The organism is Anabaenopsis elenkinii CCIBt3563 (assembly GCF_015245355.1).
Taxonomy (GTDB): Bacteria; Cyanobacteriota; Cyanobacteriia; order Cyanobacteriales; family Nostocaceae; genus Anabaenopsis; species Anabaenopsis elenkinii.
The window spans coordinates 744636-761943 of the sequence record NZ_CP063311.1 but is presented as its reverse complement, the minus strand read 5'-3'; the positions used below and the strand labels follow the sequence as shown (position 1 = coordinate 761943).

At 42.5% G+C, this 17308-nt stretch carries 15 protein-coding genes and 1 pseudogene; 6 read left to right on the top strand and 10 right to left on the bottom strand.

The features are described from left to right. Positions 1–744 (top strand): annotated as a pseudogene (locus IM676_RS03485) (ATP-binding protein); the annotation flags it as partial. Positions 745–791: 47 nt separating this feature from the next. Here the strand turns inward: IM676_RS03485 and IM676_RS03480 are convergent. Next, positions 792–2465 carry a Calx-beta domain-containing protein gene (locus tag IM676_RS03480; protein WP_200988936.1) on the bottom strand — a complete coding sequence of 558 codons (1674 nt, stop codon included), beginning with the start codon at positions 2463–2465 and terminating at the stop codon, positions 792–794. A gap of 102 nt (positions 2466–2567) precedes the next feature. Between IM676_RS03480 and IM676_RS03475 the strand changes: the two genes are divergently transcribed. Both IM676_RS03475 and IM676_RS03470 read left to right on the top strand, forming a co-directional pair. Beyond that, positions 2568–3212 (top strand): IS607 family transposase, encoded by a 645-nt coding sequence (locus IM676_RS03475; protein WP_449657999.1) that lies wholly within the window; start codon positions 2568–2570, stop codon positions 3210–3212. After that, positions 3190–4395 (top strand): RNA-guided endonuclease InsQ/TnpB family protein, encoded by a 1206-nt coding sequence (locus IM676_RS03470; protein WP_200988934.1) that lies wholly within the window; start codon positions 3190–3192, stop codon positions 4393–4395. Before IM676_RS03475 ends, IM676_RS03470 begins: the two co-directional genes overlap by 23 nt. On the opposite strand, the gene IM676_RS03465 is transcribed toward IM676_RS03470, so the two are convergent. The 3 genes from IM676_RS03465 to IM676_RS03455 form a co-directional block, all read right to left on the bottom strand. Beyond that, positions 4382–4813 (bottom strand): peptidylprolyl isomerase, encoded by a 432-nt coding sequence (locus IM676_RS03465; protein ID WP_200988933.1) that lies wholly within the window; start codon positions 4811–4813, stop codon positions 4382–4384. The genes IM676_RS03470 and IM676_RS03465 overlap by 14 nt on opposite strands. 197 nt (positions 4814–5010) lie before the next feature. Continuing rightward, positions 5011–5838 (bottom strand): M56 family metallopeptidase, encoded by an 828-nt coding sequence (locus IM676_RS03460; RefSeq protein WP_200988937.1) that lies wholly within the window; start codon positions 5836–5838, stop codon positions 5011–5013. Between the two features lie 172 nt (positions 5839–6010). Then, positions 6011–7684 (bottom strand): Calx-beta domain-containing protein, encoded by a 1674-nt coding sequence (locus IM676_RS03455; RefSeq protein WP_200988936.1) that lies wholly within the window; start codon positions 7682–7684, stop codon positions 6011–6013. A 102-nt stretch (positions 7685–7786) separates the two neighbouring features. Here IM676_RS03455 and IM676_RS03450 point away from each other — a divergent pair, with 102 nt between their 5' ends. Together IM676_RS03450 and IM676_RS03445 are read left to right on the top strand one after the other, a co-directional pair. Continuing rightward, the gene (locus tag IM676_RS03450; protein WP_449657999.1) at positions 7787–8431 is read left to right on the top strand and encodes an IS607 family transposase; all 645 of its coding nucleotides are present in this window, start codon (positions 7787–7789) and stop codon (positions 8429–8431) included. Further along, positions 8409–9614 carry an RNA-guided endonuclease InsQ/TnpB family protein gene (locus IM676_RS03445; protein WP_200988934.1) on the top strand — a complete coding sequence of 402 codons (1206 nt, stop codon included), beginning with the start codon at positions 8409–8411 and terminating at the stop codon, positions 9612–9614. Before IM676_RS03450 ends, IM676_RS03445 begins: the two co-directional genes overlap by 23 nt. On the opposite strand, the gene IM676_RS03440 is transcribed toward IM676_RS03445, so the two are convergent. From IM676_RS03440 to IM676_RS03430, 3 genes are all read right to left on the bottom strand, one after another. Beyond that, positions 9601–10032: a peptidylprolyl isomerase gene (locus IM676_RS03440; RefSeq protein WP_200988933.1), complete on the bottom strand. Its 432-nt coding sequence runs from the start codon at positions 10030–10032 to the stop codon at positions 9601–9603. The two genes, IM676_RS03445 and IM676_RS03440, sit on opposite strands and share 14 nt — an antisense overlap. Before the next feature lie 197 nt (positions 10033–10229). Beyond that, positions 10230–11069 (bottom strand): M56 family metallopeptidase, encoded by an 840-nt coding sequence (locus IM676_RS03435; protein WP_200988932.1) that lies wholly within the window; start codon positions 11067–11069, stop codon positions 10230–10232. Between the two features lie 2 nt (positions 11070–11071). Continuing rightward, positions 11072–11491, bottom strand: a complete 420-nt coding sequence (locus tag IM676_RS03430) for a BlaI/MecI/CopY family transcriptional regulator (RefSeq protein WP_200988931.1) — start codon at positions 11489–11491, stop codon at positions 11072–11074. Between the two features lie 254 nt (positions 11492–11745). Between IM676_RS03430 and IM676_RS03425 the strand changes: the two genes are divergently transcribed. Continuing rightward, positions 11746–12480 (top strand): 2-phosphosulfolactate phosphatase family protein, encoded by a 735-nt coding sequence (locus IM676_RS03425; RefSeq protein WP_200988930.1) that lies wholly within the window; start codon positions 11746–11748, stop codon positions 12478–12480. Positions 12481–12624: 144 nt separating this feature from the next. Here IM676_RS03425 and IM676_RS03420 read toward each other — a convergent pair whose 3' ends face one another. The 3 genes from IM676_RS03420 to IM676_RS03410 form a co-directional block, all read right to left on the bottom strand. Further along, positions 12625–13383 (bottom strand): DUF3226 domain-containing protein, encoded by a 759-nt coding sequence (locus IM676_RS03420; protein ID WP_200988929.1) that lies wholly within the window; start codon positions 13381–13383, stop codon positions 12625–12627. After that, positions 13380–14522, bottom strand: coding sequence for an AAA family ATPase (locus IM676_RS03415; protein ID WP_200988928.1), 1143 nt, complete (start codon positions 14520–14522; stop codon positions 13380–13382). Before IM676_RS03415 ends, IM676_RS03420 begins: the two co-directional genes overlap by 4 nt. A 154-nt stretch (positions 14523–14676) precedes the next feature. Further along, on the bottom strand, positions 14677–17130 hold the full coding sequence (locus tag IM676_RS03410) for an ATP-dependent Clp protease ATP-binding subunit (RefSeq protein WP_200988927.1): 2454 nt from the start codon (positions 17128–17130) through the stop codon (positions 14677–14679). Positions 17131–17308 lie beyond the last annotated feature (178 nt).

Below are 17308 nucleotides of genomic sequence, written 5' to 3'. Positions count from 1 at the left end.
GTAGATTTAATCAATCAAGCTAAAGATATCTTAATTCAAAGACAAGACACCCACTTAGATAGTCTCGCCGAGCGACTGCGAGAAGATAGAGTTAAGGCGATTATTGAACCTATTTTATCTGGGGAAGAATTACCCAACACCCCGGAAGACGATCGCCGTTATCTGTTAGATTTAGGTTTAGTGATTCGCAGTAAAGAAGGTGGGTTAAAGGTAGCTAACCCCATTTATCAAGAGGTCATCCCCAAGGTGTTAGCCCAGGGTACTCAAGATAGTTTACCGATGATTCAACCTAGTTGGTTAACACCCACAGGGGAATTAAACCCGCAAATTCTGTTAGAAACTTTTTTAGACTTTTGGCGACAACATGGAGAGCCATTATTTAAAAGTACCCCTTACCCAGAAATAGCCCCGCATTTAGTATTAATGGCATTTTTACACCGGGTTGTTAATGGTGGTGGTAGCTTAGAGCGGGAATACGCCATTGGCTCTGGGAGGATGGATATATGTTTAAGGTATGGGGATGTAGTCTTAGGGATGGAATTAAAGGTATGGAAACAGGGTAAAGCCGACCCCTTACCCAAAGGATTGGTACAGTTAGATAAGTATTTATCAGGTTTAAATTTAGATACGGGATGGTTAGTAATATTTGACCGTCGCCCTAACTTACCGCCCATTAGCGATCGCACTACCACGGAAATAGCTCTGAGTCCCCAGGGGAGAAATATCACAGTCATTCGGGGGTAGGTTTGGAGTTGACTGTTGACTGTTGACAGTCAACCGTCAGAAGGTATCTATATTAAAGTGCTGAACTGAGTTAAATATGCTTGTATCTGGGTTAAATCCCTAGTTGCGTCCGGGGCGATCGCACCTTCAGTTAATTGTTCATCGGGGAAAGTACCAAATATATGGCGTACTATCATAATCCCATCGGAAAGTGCATTGATTTGACCATTTCCGTCAATATCTAGGTATTTGTTGTCTACTCCTTGTTGTAAGTAGGCTTGAATTTCTGCTAGGTTGCGAGTAGCGTTAGGAGCGATCGCACCTTCAATTAATTTCTCACCGGGGAAAGCAGTAGGACCAAACAGATAACGCACTATCATAATCCCATCGGAAAGGGCTTTGATTTCTCCATCTCCGTCAATATCTAGATTCCATGCTTGCTTCCGGACAAAAATCGGGTCTGTTTCTAGGCTATAACCAGGGGCTAAATTATCGGAAGTCACATTAAGTTGAGTTCCTTCAAAGTTCCCAGTGGTGGTAAAGTTAAAGTCCCCTAATTTTAACGGTAGGGGTTGGTTAGGCCAGTTACCTTCAGAGTCAGCATAACCAAATTGGATAAACTTGTCAGTATTCGGGTTGTTGTCAAAGTCACCACTATCAGCTAGGTTGTCTACGTTGACAAATAGATCCTTATCAAAAAGGTTTTCTGCATTTTGGAAGGTGAGTTCATTAGAGTTGTAGTGCAGCCTTAGACTAATACCAGTCACGGTATTATTACCTGTGGAGGTGTTATAGAACAGGGGAATAGATACATTACCGCCAGGGGTAGCAGTTAAATTATTTAATGATGTGATTTGTTGGCGATCGCCCTCCGCCGGTGGTGTATCATCATCGAGAATTGTCCCCGTAGCAGTAGCAGTGGTAATAGTGGCGTTGCTGGGGTTAGAGAGGGTAACGGTAAAGGTTTCGTCTGGTTCTACTTCCGTATCACCTTGTACATTCACCGTAATTACTTGAGATGTTTCCCCTGCTGCAAAGGTGACAGTACCTGATGGGAATACTCCACCTGCAAAGTCTGCGGCGTTAGCAGGGTTTTCACCTGTACCTGTAACCGCCCAGTTAACTGTGCTGGTAACATTGGTGTCTCCTGTGCGGATCACTGTAAAGGTGAAGGGGGTGAGTCCTTCGTTCCCTTCTGGTTGTAAGGCGTTAGTGGGGGCGATCGCTAGAGTTACGCCTTGAGAATTGGGTAACACTGTGACAGAAAATTTATATTCTACAAACTCACCAAACAAGTTAGTCGCACGAAGGGAAATATCTGCTGTCCCAGTTTGCTCTGGAAGATAATCGAGTAAAAGTTGCTGTCCGTTAATGTTAGCAGTGACTAAATCCGGTCGGGAGTTGCTAACTATGGTATACTGTATTTCTTCCTCTTGTAGAATTGTAATGTTACTATAACGGATAAAATTATCGTCCCTGTTAATCTCAGGTTGTGCCGGGTCATCTAAAATGAGAGGAAGATCACTCCAGGCTGGGTGAAATCCACTAGCGTTATAAATTGGCACTGCTGCGATCGCATCAATTGTATTTAAGTCATTGCCAGAAGAGACTTGACCAAAGACTGTAAAACCACCATTTTGATTGTTAAGATTACTGGAATTATCCTCTAAGTTGAAAAACCATTGACTGGTGGCGCTGTTGGGGTTATTACCTAGTTTTGCCATGGCGATGGTTCCCCGCACATTAGACCGCTGTGGACGTGTAACTAATTGTAAATTATTTGCTTAAACAGAGTAAATCTTACTAAATCCCGCTAGACTAAAAGTAGTTGATTTAATGAGGCTTTGATGCAACATGTCACTCCCAAGGAAGCAGCTAAAATCCTTGGTGTCCATGTCTCCAGTCTCAGGAGATGGGAAAACGAAGGCAAACTGAGAGCAATCCGTACACCAGGCGGTCAAAGGCGGTTCATCCTCGAAGAAGTCGAAAAAATCGGCGGAATACCCAGGACAATTAAAACTATTTGCTATGGACGAGTATCGACTCATTCCCAGCAAGATGATTTGCAACGACAACTTGAACACTTACGCACAAGATACCCAGAGGCTGAAATTATTTCAGAAGTTGGAAGCGGACTCAATTTTAAACGGAAAAAATTCCTCGCAATTCTGGAACGAATCATCGACGGCGATATCCAACGTATTGTCGTTGCCCATCCTGACCGACTTGTCCGATTCGGATTTGAATTGGTTAGGTGGTTATGCACAAAATTTGAGTGTGAACTCGTGGTTCTCAATGACCGCAAGCTCAGTCCAGAACAGGAACTCGTACAAGATATGCTGTCGATCATCCACTGTTTCTCTAGCAGGTTATACGGGCTTAGAAAATACAAGTCAAGCATCAAAGAAGACTTACAAAAAGAAGTCGCGTCACAAGGAATCGACAAAGCAGTTACCGAACAGTGTATTGAAAATCAGGCTATTTCCTAGCAAGGAATTACATCGAGTTTGGAAGCGTTGGCTTGCTGCTTATCGTTATTACTTCAATCAATGTATCAGTTATCTTCACAATAATTACGATACTCAAGTCAGAGTAATTATTGATAAAAAAACTAGCCAAGAAAAACAAGTCAAGATATCTGCTGAAGAGTTAGATAAAATAGCTCAAAAAATGGATGTACCGCCATGGGTGAAAACCTTACCAGGGCATCAACGTCAAGAAGCTTGTTTTGAAGCATTTGATGCTTTTAAACAGGCTCGCACTCAAGGTGGTAGTGCGAAATTTAAAAGCTGTAAAGCCACAAGCCAAACTATCCAATTCAAGGTTGGTAATTTCAAAAATGGTACTTGGTATCCGCGCACAACGAAAGGTTTAGGTTTTACTACAATTGGTCAAACTATTCCCTATCAATGCGAGTATGGTACAGAAATTGTTTACCGTCGTGGTAAGTGGTTTGGTTGCTTTCCTGAATATAAAGAAACTGTACCTACTGGCAGTGATAGGGTAATAGCAGTAGACCCCGGTAATCGCACTTTCTTAACTGGTTTTGATGGCGAGAATGTCTTAGAGATTGGAACCGGAGACATCGGACGCATACAAAGATTGTGTCAGCACCTTGATAATCTCATCAGCCGTTCTACCAAAACAAGATGCCGTAAACGTAGAAAGATGCGTATTGCTGCTAATCGTGTAAGAGAAAGAATTCAGAATTTAATTAAAGATTTGCATAACAAAGCTGTTAACTTGCTGGTTAATTCCTACAAGGTAATTTACTTACCAACCTTTGATTCTAGTCAAATGGTGATTAAAAACCGTAGCGGGAAGAAACGCAAAATCAACAGTAAGTCTGTACGGCAAATGCTGACTCTTTCCCATTACAAATTTGAGCAACATCTTAAACAAGCTGCACAAAGAAAAGGTGTAATAGTGGTTCTTTGCAATGAATCATATACATCAAAAACATGTGGTAACTGCGGTCATGTTCACCATAAGCTAGGTGGACACAAAATTTTTAAATGCCCACATTGCGGAATTCAGGTTTATCGTGATGTGAATGGCGCACGCAATATTTTATTGCGTGCTTTGCAAGCAACTGCCTTCACCGTGACCCATGATTCTATCGTGCTTTCTGAGGAGTCAGAATTGACGGATGCCGTAGTTAATCTAGTTTAATCGCTTTGATTAGCTTAAAAGTTGCACTAAACTCATTTTCCACCGGTGCATTGGTGGGAACTATTCCCGGAGTTAAATTATTGACAGTAAACCCACCACCCTGGATGACAAAGTTAGGATTAGAACGATGAATGATAGTATTTTCATAGCTGCCACTGTTGACATAGTTCTGGAAGTTTTGCACTGTTTTGGGTGCGCCTAGTCCTTCTTGGTCAAAGAGGACTACTTTGATCACTCCATTACCTATGGATGGGTTAGATAACTGAAAATTAGCTACTAGACCAGTTGTATAAGGGTCATCAAAGTAATTACTTAAATTTAGAGTTGTATCTGAGGCATTGACTCCCACAACAATATCATTGATGGGTGTGGTGAGAATGGGAAAAGAGAGGTTTGTTAAAGCTAGACCAGTGGTCATAGAAGACTTATTACGGATTTGCTATATAGTATAATCATATGCAAGTTATGGGTTACTAGCTTCGGAGATTAACCCAGATTTTTTTTAATATTTGTAGGTGGGGGTTGGTAAAGGCTGCTAATTAATCACTGATTATATCTGTTCAGCAGCCTGTACAACGTAGGTTTTAGCTGCGCTGTTGGAGTGTGTCGGCGATTTTAGGTATGAAATAGCACTGTTAATAATGGGATCAATGCTAAAATGAACCTATTCCAGGTGTGGTAATTGATTTCTGGTGTGGGTTCTGGTGGTGACAATAAAGCCTCTATTCTCTGTTCTAAGCGATTACCTGTATTAGCTCCTAAAGCTGCACAGCAAATAGGCGATGATACACTGATGCTAGTTACTACCATCATTAATGACTCTGCCAAAAGCAAAGGGTCTACCTGGGAGGCTGCGTAGCTATCAGCCCGTAATTCCCGCAGAGCTAAGAGTTCTTCCCATAACATATCTGTATGAGGTAACCAACTTGTACAAGCGCGTATCCAACCCAGCCAGAAAAACCAAAATGTGTCGCGGTAATGGTAGTGTCCTTGTTCATGTGCTAACACACTATCTACATGGGCGGGGGTGAGGGTTTGCAGTAATCCTTGACTAACTACTAATTCTGGATGCCAAAAGCCAATTTGACCAGCAAATGGCGCGTCTGTATTCAATAATCTAACTTGTTTACCCTGCAAATTAATTAAGGGAGATTTCCGGGCGGACTCCACAGATTGCCAACCCTGAACAGCTAGGGTAATACATACAATCGCCAAAAAAGCTAGATAAATTAATGCTAGTTCATAACTTAACCAGCCAGTATGTGCGCCCCCCATTTTTCCTTGGGGTCCCATGAATAAGACAGCGATCGCCGTCATAAAAATTAACAATGGGGGAAAAAGAAACAAAAACAGCGATCGCCGCCAGCGGAGATCCCAGCTACCTTGGAGATGATTCCCAAAGACTCTTAAACCCCAAGCAACTGTGAAAGCAGTCAAAATCATCAACAGATGCGGGATGGTTAGTAATATTTGACCGTCGCCCTAACTTACCGCCCATTAGCGATCGCACTACCACGGAAATAGCTCTGAGTCCCCAGGGGAGAAATATCACAGTCATTCGGGGGTAGGTTTGGAGTTGACTGTTGACTGTTGACAGTCAACCGTCAGAAGGTATCTATATTAAAGTGCTGAACTGAGTTAAATATGCTTGTATCTGGGTTAAATCCCTAGTTGCGTCCGGGGCGATCGCACCTTCAGTTAATTGTTCATCGGGGAAAGTACCAAATATATGGCGTACTATCATAATCCCATCGGAAAGTGCATTGATTTGACCATTTCCGTCAATATCTAGGTATTTGTTGTCTACTCCTTGTTGTAAGTAGGCTTGAATTTCTGCTAGGTTGCGAGTAGCGTTAGGAGCGATCGCACCTTCAATTAATTTCTCACCGGGGAAAGCAGTAGGACCAAACAGATAACGCACTATCATAATCCCATCGGAAAGGGCTTTGATTTCTCCATCTCCGTCAATATCTAGATTCCATGCTTGCTTCCGGACAAAAATCGGGTCTGTTTCTAGGCTATAACCAGGGGCTAAATTATCGGAAGTCACATTAAGTTGAGTTCCTTCAAAGTTCCCAGTGGTGGTAAAGTTAAAGTCCCCTAATTTTAACGGTAGGGGTTGGTTAGGCCAGTTACCTTCAGAGTCAGCATAACCAAATTGGATAAACTTGTCAGTATTCGGGTTGTTGTCAAAGTCACCACTATCAGCTAGGTTGTCTACGTTGACAAATAGATCCTTATCAAAAAGGTTTTCTGCATTTTGGAAGGTGAGTTCATTAGAGTTGTAGTGCAGCCTTAGACTAATACCAGTCACGGTATTATTACCTGTGGAGGTGTTATAGAACAGGGGAATAGATACATTACCGCCAGGGGTAGCAGTTAAATTATTTAATGATGTGATTTGTTGGCGATCGCCCTCCGCCGGTGGTGTATCATCATCGAGAATTGTCCCCGTAGCAGTAGCAGTGGTAATAGTGGCGTTGCTGGGGTTAGAGAGGGTAACGGTAAAGGTTTCGTCTGGTTCTACTTCCGTATCACCTTGTACATTCACCGTAATTACTTGAGATGTTTCCCCTGCTGCAAAGGTGACAGTACCTGATGGGAATACTCCACCTGCAAAGTCTGCGGCGTTAGCAGGGTTTTCACCTGTACCTGTAACCGCCCAGTTAACTGTGCTGGTAACATTGGTGTCTCCTGTGCGGATCACTGTAAAGGTGAAGGGGGTGAGTCCTTCGTTCCCTTCTGGTTGTAAGGCGTTAGTGGGGGCGATCGCTAGAGTTACGCCTTGAGAATTGGGTAACACTGTGACAGAAAATTTATATTCTACAAACTCACCAAACAAGTTAGTCGCACGAAGGGAAATATCTGCTGTCCCAGTTTGCTCTGGAAGATAATCGAGTAAAAGTTGCTGTCCGTTAATGTTAGCAGTGACTAAATCCGGTCGGGAGTTGCTAACTATGGTATACTGTATTTCTTCCTCTTGTAGAATTGTAATGTTACTATAACGGATAAAATTATCGTCCCTGTTAATCTCAGGTTGTGCCGGGTCATCTAAAATGAGAGGAAGATCACTCCAGGCTGGGTGAAATCCACTAGCGTTATAAATTGGCACTGCTGCGATCGCATCAATTGTATTTAAGTCATTGCCAGAAGAGACTTGACCAAAGACTGTAAAACCACCATTTTGATTGTTAAGATTACTGGAATTATCCTCTAAGTTGAAAAACCATTGACTGGTGGCGCTGTTGGGGTTATTACCTAGTTTTGCCATGGCGATGGTTCCCCGCACATTAGACCGCTGTGGACGTGTAACTAATTGTAAATTATTTGCTTAAACAGAGTAAATCTTACTAAATCCCGCTAGACTAAAAGTAGTTGATTTAATGAGGCTTTGATGCAACATGTCACTCCCAAGGAAGCAGCTAAAATCCTTGGTGTCCATGTCTCCAGTCTCAGGAGATGGGAAAACGAAGGCAAACTGAGAGCAATCCGTACACCAGGCGGTCAAAGGCGGTTCATCCTCGAAGAAGTCGAAAAAATCGGCGGAATACCCAGGACAATTAAAACTATTTGCTATGGACGAGTATCGACTCATTCCCAGCAAGATGATTTGCAACGACAACTTGAACACTTACGCACAAGATACCCAGAGGCTGAAATTATTTCAGAAGTTGGAAGCGGACTCAATTTTAAACGGAAAAAATTCCTCGCAATTCTGGAACGAATCATCGACGGCGATATCCAACGTATTGTCGTTGCCCATCCTGACCGACTTGTCCGATTCGGATTTGAATTGGTTAGGTGGTTATGCACAAAATTTGAGTGTGAACTCGTGGTTCTCAATGACCGCAAGCTCAGTCCAGAACAGGAACTCGTACAAGATATGCTGTCGATCATCCACTGTTTCTCTAGCAGGTTATACGGGCTTAGAAAATACAAGTCAAGCATCAAAGAAGACTTACAAAAAGAAGTCGCGTCACAAGGAATCGACAAAGCAGTTACCGAACAGTGTATTGAAAATCAGGCTATTTCCTAGCAAGGAATTACATCGAGTTTGGAAGCGTTGGCTTGCTGCTTATCGTTATTACTTCAATCAATGTATCAGTTATCTTCACAATAATTACGATACTCAAGTCAGAGTAATTATTGATAAAAAAACTAGCCAAGAAAAACAAGTCAAGATATCTGCTGAAGAGTTAGATAAAATAGCTCAAAAAATGGATGTACCGCCATGGGTGAAAACCTTACCAGGGCATCAACGTCAAGAAGCTTGTTTTGAAGCATTTGATGCTTTTAAACAGGCTCGCACTCAAGGTGGTAGTGCGAAATTTAAAAGCTGTAAAGCCACAAGCCAAACTATCCAATTCAAGGTTGGTAATTTCAAAAATGGTACTTGGTATCCGCGCACAACAAAAGGTTTAGGTTTTACTACAATTGGTCAAACTATTCCCTATCAATGCGAGTATGGTACAGAAATTGTTTACCGTCGTGGTAAGTGGTTTGGTTGCTTTCCTGAATATAAAGAAACTGTACCTACTGGCAGTGATAGGGTAATAGCAGTAGACCCCGGTAATCGCACTTTCTTAACTGGTTTTGATGGCGAGAATGTCTTAGAGATTGGAACCGGAGACATCGGACGCATACAAAGATTGTGTCAGCACCTTGATAATCTCATCAGCCGTTCTACCAAAACAAGATGCCGTAAACGTAGAAAGATGCGTATTGCTGCTAATCGTGTAAGAGAAAGAATTCAGAATTTAATTAAAGATTTGCATAACAAAGCTGTTAACTTGCTGGTTAATTCCTACAAGGTAATTTACTTACCAACCTTTGATTCTAGTCAAATGGTGATTAAAAACCGTAGCGGGAAGAAACGCAAAATCAACAGTAAGTCTGTACGGCAAATGCTGACTCTTTCCCATTACAAATTTGAGCAACATCTTAAACAAGCTGCACAAAGAAAAGGTGTAATAGTGGTTCTTTGCAATGAATCATATACATCAAAAACATGTGGTAACTGCGGTCATGTTCACCATAAGCTAGGTGGACACAAAATTTTTAAATGCCCACATTGCGGAATTCAGGTTTATCGTGATGTGAATGGCGCACGCAATATTTTATTGCGTGCTTTGCAAGCAACTGCCTTCACCGTGACCCATGATTCTATCGTGCTTTCTGAGGAGTCAGAATTGACGGATGCCGTAGTTAATCTAGTTTAATCGCTTTGATTAGCTTAAAAGTTGCACTAAACTCATTTTCCACCGGTGCATTGGTGGGAACTATTCCCGGAGTTAAATTATTGACAGTAAACCCACCACCCTGGATGACAAAGTTAGGATTAGAACGATGAATGATAGTATTTTCATAGCTGCCACTGTTGACATAGTTCTGGAAGTTTTGCACTGTTTTGGGTGCGCCTAGTCCTTCTTGGTCAAAGAGGACTACTTTGATCACTCCATTACCTATGGATGGGTTAGATAACTGAAAATTAGCTACTAGACCAGTTGTATAAGGGTCATCAAAGTAATTACTTAAATTTAGAGTTGTATCTGAGGCATTGACTCCCACAACAATATCATTGATGGGTGTGGTGAGAATGGGAAAAGAGAGGTTTGTTAAAGCTAGACCAGTGGTCATAGAAGACTTATTACGGATTTGCTATATAGTATAATCATATGCAAGTTATGGGTTACTAGCTTCGGAGATTAACCCAGATTTTTTTTAATATTTGTAGGTGGGGGTTGGTAAAGGCTGCTAATTAATCACTGATTATATCTGTTCAGCAGCCTGTACAACGTAGGTTTTAGCTGCGCTGTTGGAGTGTGTCGGCGATTTTAGGTATGAAATAGCACTGTTAATAATGGGATCAATGCTAAAATGAACCTATTCCAGGTGTGGTAATTGATTTCTGGTGTGGGTTCTGGTGGTGACAATAAAGCCTCTATTCTCTGTTCTAAGCGATTACCTGTATTAGCTCCTAAAGCTGCACAGCAAATAGGCGATGATACACTGATGCTAGTTACTACCATCATTAATGACTCTGCCAAAAGCAAAGGGTCTACCTGGGAGGCTGCGTAGCTATCAGCCCGTAATTCCCGCAGAGCTAAGAGTTCTTCCCATAACATATCTGTATGAGGTAACCAACTTGTACAAGCGCGTATCCAACCCAGCCAGAAAAACCAAAATGTGTCGCGGTAATGGTAGTGTCCTTGTTCATGTGCTAACACACTATCTACATGGGCGGGGGTGAGGGTTTGCAGTAATCCTTGACTAACTACTAATTCTGGATGCCAAAAGCCAATTTGACCAGCAAATGGCGCGTCTGTATTCAATAATCTAACTTGTTTACCCTGCAAATTAATTAAGGGAGATTTCCGGGCGGACTCCACAGATTGCCAACCCTGAACAGCTAGGGTAATACATACAATCGCCAAAAAAGCTAGATAAATTAATGCTAGTTCATAACTTAACCAGCCAGTATGTGCGCCCCCCATTTTTCCTTGGGGTCCCATGAATAAGACAGCGATCGCCGTCATAAAAATTAACAATGGGGGAAAAAGAAACAAAAACAGCGATCGCCGCCAGCGGAGATCCCAGCTACCTTGGAGATGATTCCCAAAGACTCTTAAACCCCAAGCAACTGTGAAAGCAGTCAAAATCATCAACAGATGCATGATTATTGTTCCTCCCTGGCTTGGCGCGCGGCTTGAATGCGTTTAGCGATGGCTTGTAGTTGGTCGCTAGCGGCTTCATCCAGACTATCAGCAAAGGCGGCGATGACATCGGGATTACCCACAGCTAGAAATCGCTGTAACTGTTCGTGAGCCTTAATTACCTGTGCTTGCTGCTTGGTCAGCTTGGGTTGCCAATAAAAAGCCCGCCCTTGTTTGTTGCAGATGAGCCATCCCTTATCAGTCAGGCGACGTAAAACTGTAGTGACAGAAGTGTAAGCTAATTCACGGTTAGGGTCCAAGAGAATGCGATCGTGTACATCCTTGACTGTAGCTGAACCGATTTCCCAGATAATATTCAAAATTTCAGCTTCTAAGGGTCCTAAAGATAATTGTTTAGGGCGGTAATCGGGTAAGGGTGCCATATTGATTTACTCACGAATTTGAGATGTGGGACGAGTGGATGGCAAAGATTCCCTCTCTATATTGCCAATCAAAGGGTTGATTATGTTTTCAGATTACCTTGATTTGTGTTTCTTGGCATCAGGTTGGCACTCACATATCAAAGATACTCTGGCCTGACGATAGAAAATTACCAGATTTTTACTGTGATGATGGTGAATGACACCCATTAAAATGTAATCTCGGCATAGTTATTGAGAGCAGGTTTATCCAGCGCGTGAAGCTATTCATATACCACACTCCGGAATTGACTCCTACCGACAAAACTCCCGACTGCGCGATCGTTGTCGATGTTTTGCGAGCTACTAGTACAATAGCAACTGTTTTGGCATCTGGAGGCGAAGCTGTGCAAGCCTTTAGTGATTTAGATCAACTAATTGGGGTCAGTGATAACTGGCCTTTGGAAAAACGACTCCGAGCTGGAGAACGCGGCGGCGCGAAAGTAACTGGCTTTGAATTAGGTAACTCCCCTCTTGACTGCACACCGGAAGTAGTCAAGGGACGGCGTTTATTTATCAGTACTACTAATGGAACCCGGGCTTTACAGCGTGTACAAGATTCTCCGATTGTACTTGCTGCTGCTCTGATTAATCGGGCGGCTGTGGTAAGGTTCCTATTGGAAAAACAACCAGAGATTGTGTGGATTGTCGGCTCTGGTTGGGAAGGCAGTTTTTCTTTAGAAGATACAGTTTGTGCTGGGGCGATCGCTCACAGTCTTTTAGCACAGTCCCAACTCTCACCGGCAGAATTAGCTGGGAATGATGAAGTAATTAGTGCGATCGCTCTTTACGCACAATGGCAAAATGACTTATTAGGATTATTCCACCACGCTAGTCACGGCCAAAGGTTGTTACGCCTGGAGTCACATGAAGATTTAAAATATTGCGCTCAAACGGATATTTTAGATGTGTTACCCATACAGCAAGAGCCGGGAGTTTTGAAAAGCCAATAGCAGATTATTGTTTCTGCTTGCAATGCCCCTTTCTAGATTATAATCTGGAGAGGGGTATATTTTCTTCTATAGGTTTACGTTGGCTTAATTTTGACTCATAGATGTATTATCACATCTGAGTCAGTATGCAAATTATCTTAATATTTATATATCTAAGAGTTGCTTGATAAACTCTACAAAATTTTCCAGAGCCGGAACCTGACTACAAGTGTCTTCACTAATCCAGTTATTATCTTTAATACTCACTGTATTAGTTTTCCCTGGTTTAAGGACACTGACAACTGTAGCTATTAAAGCTTTGTGATGATCAAATGGTTTCCAATCCAGCTTATGTTCTGCATCAAACTCAGCTAAATATGACTCAGCTTTTTCCATGTGGAAAGGATAAGCAGAATGGCCACAACTATGAAGAATATTTTCTAATACACCTTGTTCTATGTTATCTGGCAGTACATAAATACCTGTGCGTGGGTAATCTGTATCTACTTTTCCTCCTACTGTGGGAAATTGCGGAAAATATACTTGGAATTTTCCACTATATTCTTGAGCAATCTTATTTGGCGAATCTTGATCAGCATCGGCAATAATTCCAAATGCTACAATTTCTTGTTTATATGGGGTATGATTTGCCAAAATAGCTAATAGACGTGAGCCTAGGTTACTTCCACCACCTGCATATATAGCAACTGAGAGATTATCTGTATAATAAATTGCTGGCATATCTAACCTTTCATACAAATTCCCCCCTTTTTTAGGATAAGTTGGTTTAAATTTTGCCCAGAAAGGGTCTAAATTAGATTCTTTTCCATCAAATGCTTGGAATTTTAGTAGCTTGAGAACCTTGCTAAGAAATGCTAAATCATGGGGTCCCTCAACGCCGATCAGAGCATATTTCCGACTCACCAGCGAACCTCCTGTCCTAATTCCTCTCGAAGTGTTTTGAGTATAGTTTTATTTAACCTAACTGCATGAGTCTCTGAATTATTGCGTTCTATTCTATATACTACTAATTGATCATCGTCAGTATTTGCTACTAAAAGCGCATCAATCACTTCAAGACTGTGAGTAGTCGCGAAAATTTGTACTTTCATTTTCCGAGACCAATTAACCAACCACTCAAAGAAAAACTGTAGTGCTTCAGTATGAATGGCGGTTCCTAATTCATCAATTAACAAAATTCCTTCCTTGACCTTGACCAGCATTAAAGCCATGGTTAGCAAACGAGACACACCATCACCAAAAACACTAATTGGTGAAATACCTGTTTGTTTATGGTTAATGTATATACTGGGACGAGGTATTCTTTGACCTGGAGGAACTAAAAGCTCAAGGTCAATAATTCCCGAGTCCATATACTGAAGTAATTTAATTACCTCTGACTTGAAATCTTGAAAGATAGCATCTGAAAGCAGCCGCATTTGAAACCGTTCTGCACGATGAGAAAATGGTGTAATGGTAGCAACAGGTAATGCTAAATTTTTTTGCCCTCGTTTAGGAATAAATCTATCATTGTCCCATATTTGAAACTTTTCGGTAATTGCATCTTGATTCTGACACGAGTCTGTTTGACAACTACCAGGAGTAACCATTAGTTCCAGCTCTGCACCTTGTCGATTGCTAAAATCATCTTCTATACTTTCATCTCTATCATTTATTTCCTCATCACCAAGTGTTTGTTTGGATATCCATGTTACTTCAAGTTCCTGGTAGGTTGCTTCTAATTTAGTGACTGGGAAATCACCGCTACTAGAGATTAATATTTTTCCTTGGTAATTCTGAGTATGGTTTGTGTATCTCTGCTGGGGAAATAACCATTTGAGAGCTTCCAACCTGGAACTACTACGATATATTTCTCGCCGCGATGCTGTTGACAGCCACTCAGATAAATCTAGAGGACGACAATAAGTTGAGATTGCCTCTAGTACACTAGTTTTACCGGCGTTGTTAACTCCCACAAGGATATTGATTTGTCCTGTATCCTGTAATTCCAGGTTCTGTAAACCTCGAAATTGGTGGATGGTTAAGCTTTCAAGATTTTTCATACCAAACTAAACCGAGGTTGTAGCCATCCAATTTTATCTGACTGATGCTTTGATTGTTCAGTTTGGCGCAAAAGTTTGGTAGATGAATGTAAATAAAAAATCCCCTGGTATAATTACCGGGGGAAATCCTGAATTAAATTAGTCTTTTGAGGTCTTAACCAGCATTAGCCAAGAGTAACTCTCGCTTTTGTGAGCCTTGTATGGTGACATGATTGTCGTCGTCAATATCGGCGATCGCTGTGACTCCATCGGTAATTTCACCAGAAAGCATAGCTTCAGCCAGAGGATCTTCTAACAAGCGCATAATGGCTCGGCGTAAGGGTCTAGCGCCATAACTGGGGCTATAGCCTTCTTCGACTACACGCTCTTTAAAGCGGTCTGTGACTTGTAAAGTAATGCCTTTTTCAGTCAAGCGGGTAGCAACATCCCGGAGCATGATGTCAGCAATTTGCTTGACTTCATCTTTAGCCAGTTGGGTGAAGACGATAATATCATCCAAGCGGTTGAGAAATTCGGGACGGAAGTAAGCTTTAAGTTCCTCATTCACTAGGGTACGAATGCGGTTATAGTTAGCATCCTGTTCGGTCTCGAAATCAAAGCCTAAACCACCGCCTCCCTTTTCAATCACCTTAGAACCAATGTTGGAAGTGAGGATAATTAGGGTATTTTTGAAGTCCACTTTCCGACCTTTGGCGTCTGTGAGGTGTCCGTCATCCAAGAGTTGCAGCAGCATATTAAAGACATCGGGGTGCGCTTTTTCGATTTCGTCGAAGAGTAGGACTGAGTATGGTCTGCGGCGCACCGCTTCTGTGAGTTGACCGCCTTCGTCGTATCCTACGTAACCTGGAGGTGAGCCGATGAGTTTGGAGACGGTATGACTCTCCATGTATTCGGACATATCGAGGCGAATCAAGGATTCTTCCGACCCAAAGAAGTAGGAGGCCAAGGATTTGGCTAACTCTGTTTTACCCACTCCTGTGGGTCCAGAGAAAATAAAACTAGCAATGGGACGATGGGGGTTTTTTAAACCTACTCGAGCGCGACGAATGGCACGGGATACGGCGGTAACTGCTTGTTCTTGACCAATTAACCGCTCATGGAGTGTGTCTTCTAGGTGTAAGAGCAACTCGGATTCAGATTCGGTGAGTTTGTTGACTGGTACTCCTGTCCAAGAGGCGACGATTTGAGCGATGTCTTCCTCATCCACAACTGGGGGGTTGACAAAATTATCTTTTTGTGATATTTCGTAAAGTTGTGCTTCGAGGTTAATTTCTTCGTCACGCAGTTGTGATGCTCTGTCAAAATTTTGCAGTCTGACTGCTTCCTCTTTGGCTTTAGTGACACCGACTAATTCCTGTTTGAGTTCTTTATTAGCAGATGTACGAGAGTGGCGCAACCGCACCCGGGAACCTGCTTCATCGATGAGGTCAATGGCTTTGTCTGGTAAAAAGCGATCGCTGATGTAACGGTCTGATAACTCAGCGGCGGCCACCACAGCTTGATCGGATATATGTACTTTGTGGTGTTGTTCGTAAGCTCCCCGCAAGCCGTAGATAATCTCAATAGTTTCTTGTACTGAGGGTTCTCCCACTAGCACGGATTGGAAACGACGCTCTAAGGCTGCATCACGTTCAATATATTGACGATACTCATTGAGAGTAGTTGCACCGATACACTGGAGTTCACCCCGTGCTAAGGCTGGTTTGAGGATGTTGGCCGCATCTAAGCCGCCTTCTGTACCACCTGCACCCACCAAGGTGTGAACCTCGTCAATTACCAGAATGATATTTCCAGCAGCGCGGACTTCTGCCACAATTTTCTTGATCCGTTCTTCAAAGTCACCGCGGAACCGGGTTCCGGAGACTAAAAGTCCCATATCGAGGCTGATAACTTGCTTGTCTAGGAGAATTTCCGGCGCATCCTGATGGGCGATGCGTTGAGCTAGACCTTCGGCGATCGCGGTTTTACCAACTCCGGGTTCACCGATCAAGACGGGATTATTCTTGGTGCGGCGACCAAGAATTTGGATAGTACGCTCAATTTCTTTTTCTCGACCAACTACGGGGTCAAGCTTACCCTCCTGGGCTAATTTAGTCAGGTTTCTCCCAAATTCCTCCAAGGTGTGGTTTTGGGATCGGGAGGAAGTCCCCCCTGTGCTGGCGAAAACAGTTCCACCTTCACCCAAACGCCGGATCACCTTTGTGCGAATATTCCTCAGGTCAACTCCGAGATTTTGTAAGACTTTGGCGGCGACACCTTCGCCGGACTCAGTTAATCCCAAAAGTAAGTGTTCAGTATTAATGTAATTATGTCCCAGGCTATTGGCTTCTCGAAAGGATTGCTCGAATAAGCTTTTTACCTTGGGGGTAAAGGGAATTTCTGGTGGTACAAAACCAGAACCTCTCCCGATAATTTTTTCGACTTCCCGACGTGCTTCCTTGAGAGTCAAACCCAATTCCGCCAGTACTTTAGCAGCAACCCCAGTCCCTTCTCCCACTAGACCCAGGAGAATTTGTTCAGTTCCTACAAAATTGTGTCCCAGGCGACGTGCTTCCTCCTGGGATAACATAATTACTTTAATGGCTTCGGAAGTGAAGTGTTCAAACATAATGGGTTTTTGCTCCCTTGCTGCTTTGGGCGTTGGGTGAGCTATATATTCACCCTCATTTAAAGTTTTTTGTATTTTCTTAAAGATAATGTATCTTTATTTAAATTGGCATGGCAGTAGTGAGACCCGTATGGGGTAAGGTGTGGTTGCCGTCATGATTAATTATGGCGGAACATAA

Excerpts from the sequence above, each read along its gene's own strand:
- IM676_RS03465 (WP_200988933.1), bottom strand. The coding sequence starts at position 4,813 with ATGACCACTGGTCTAGCTTTAACAAACCTCTCTTTTCCCATTCTCACC.
- IM676_RS03460 (WP_200988937.1), bottom strand. The coding sequence starts at position 5,838 with ATGATTTTGACTGCTTTCACAGTTGCTTGGGGTTTAAGAGTCTTTGGG.
- IM676_RS03440 (WP_200988933.1), bottom strand. The coding sequence starts at position 10,032 with ATGACCACTGGTCTAGCTTTAACAAACCTCTCTTTTCCCATTCTCACC.
- IM676_RS03435 (WP_200988932.1), bottom strand. The coding sequence starts at position 11,069 with ATGCATCTGTTGATGATTTTGACTGCTTTCACAGTTGCTTGGGGTTTA.
- IM676_RS03430 (WP_200988931.1), bottom strand. The coding sequence starts at position 11,491 with ATGGCACCCTTACCCGATTACCGCCCTAAACAATTATCTTTAGGACCC.
- IM676_RS03415 (WP_200988928.1), bottom strand. The coding sequence starts at position 14,522 with ATGAAAAATCTTGAAAGCTTAACCATCCACCAATTTCGAGGTTTACAG.
- IM676_RS03410 (WP_200988927.1), bottom strand. The coding sequence starts at position 17,130 with ATGTTTGAACACTTCACTTCCGAAGCCATTAAAGTAATTATGTTATCC.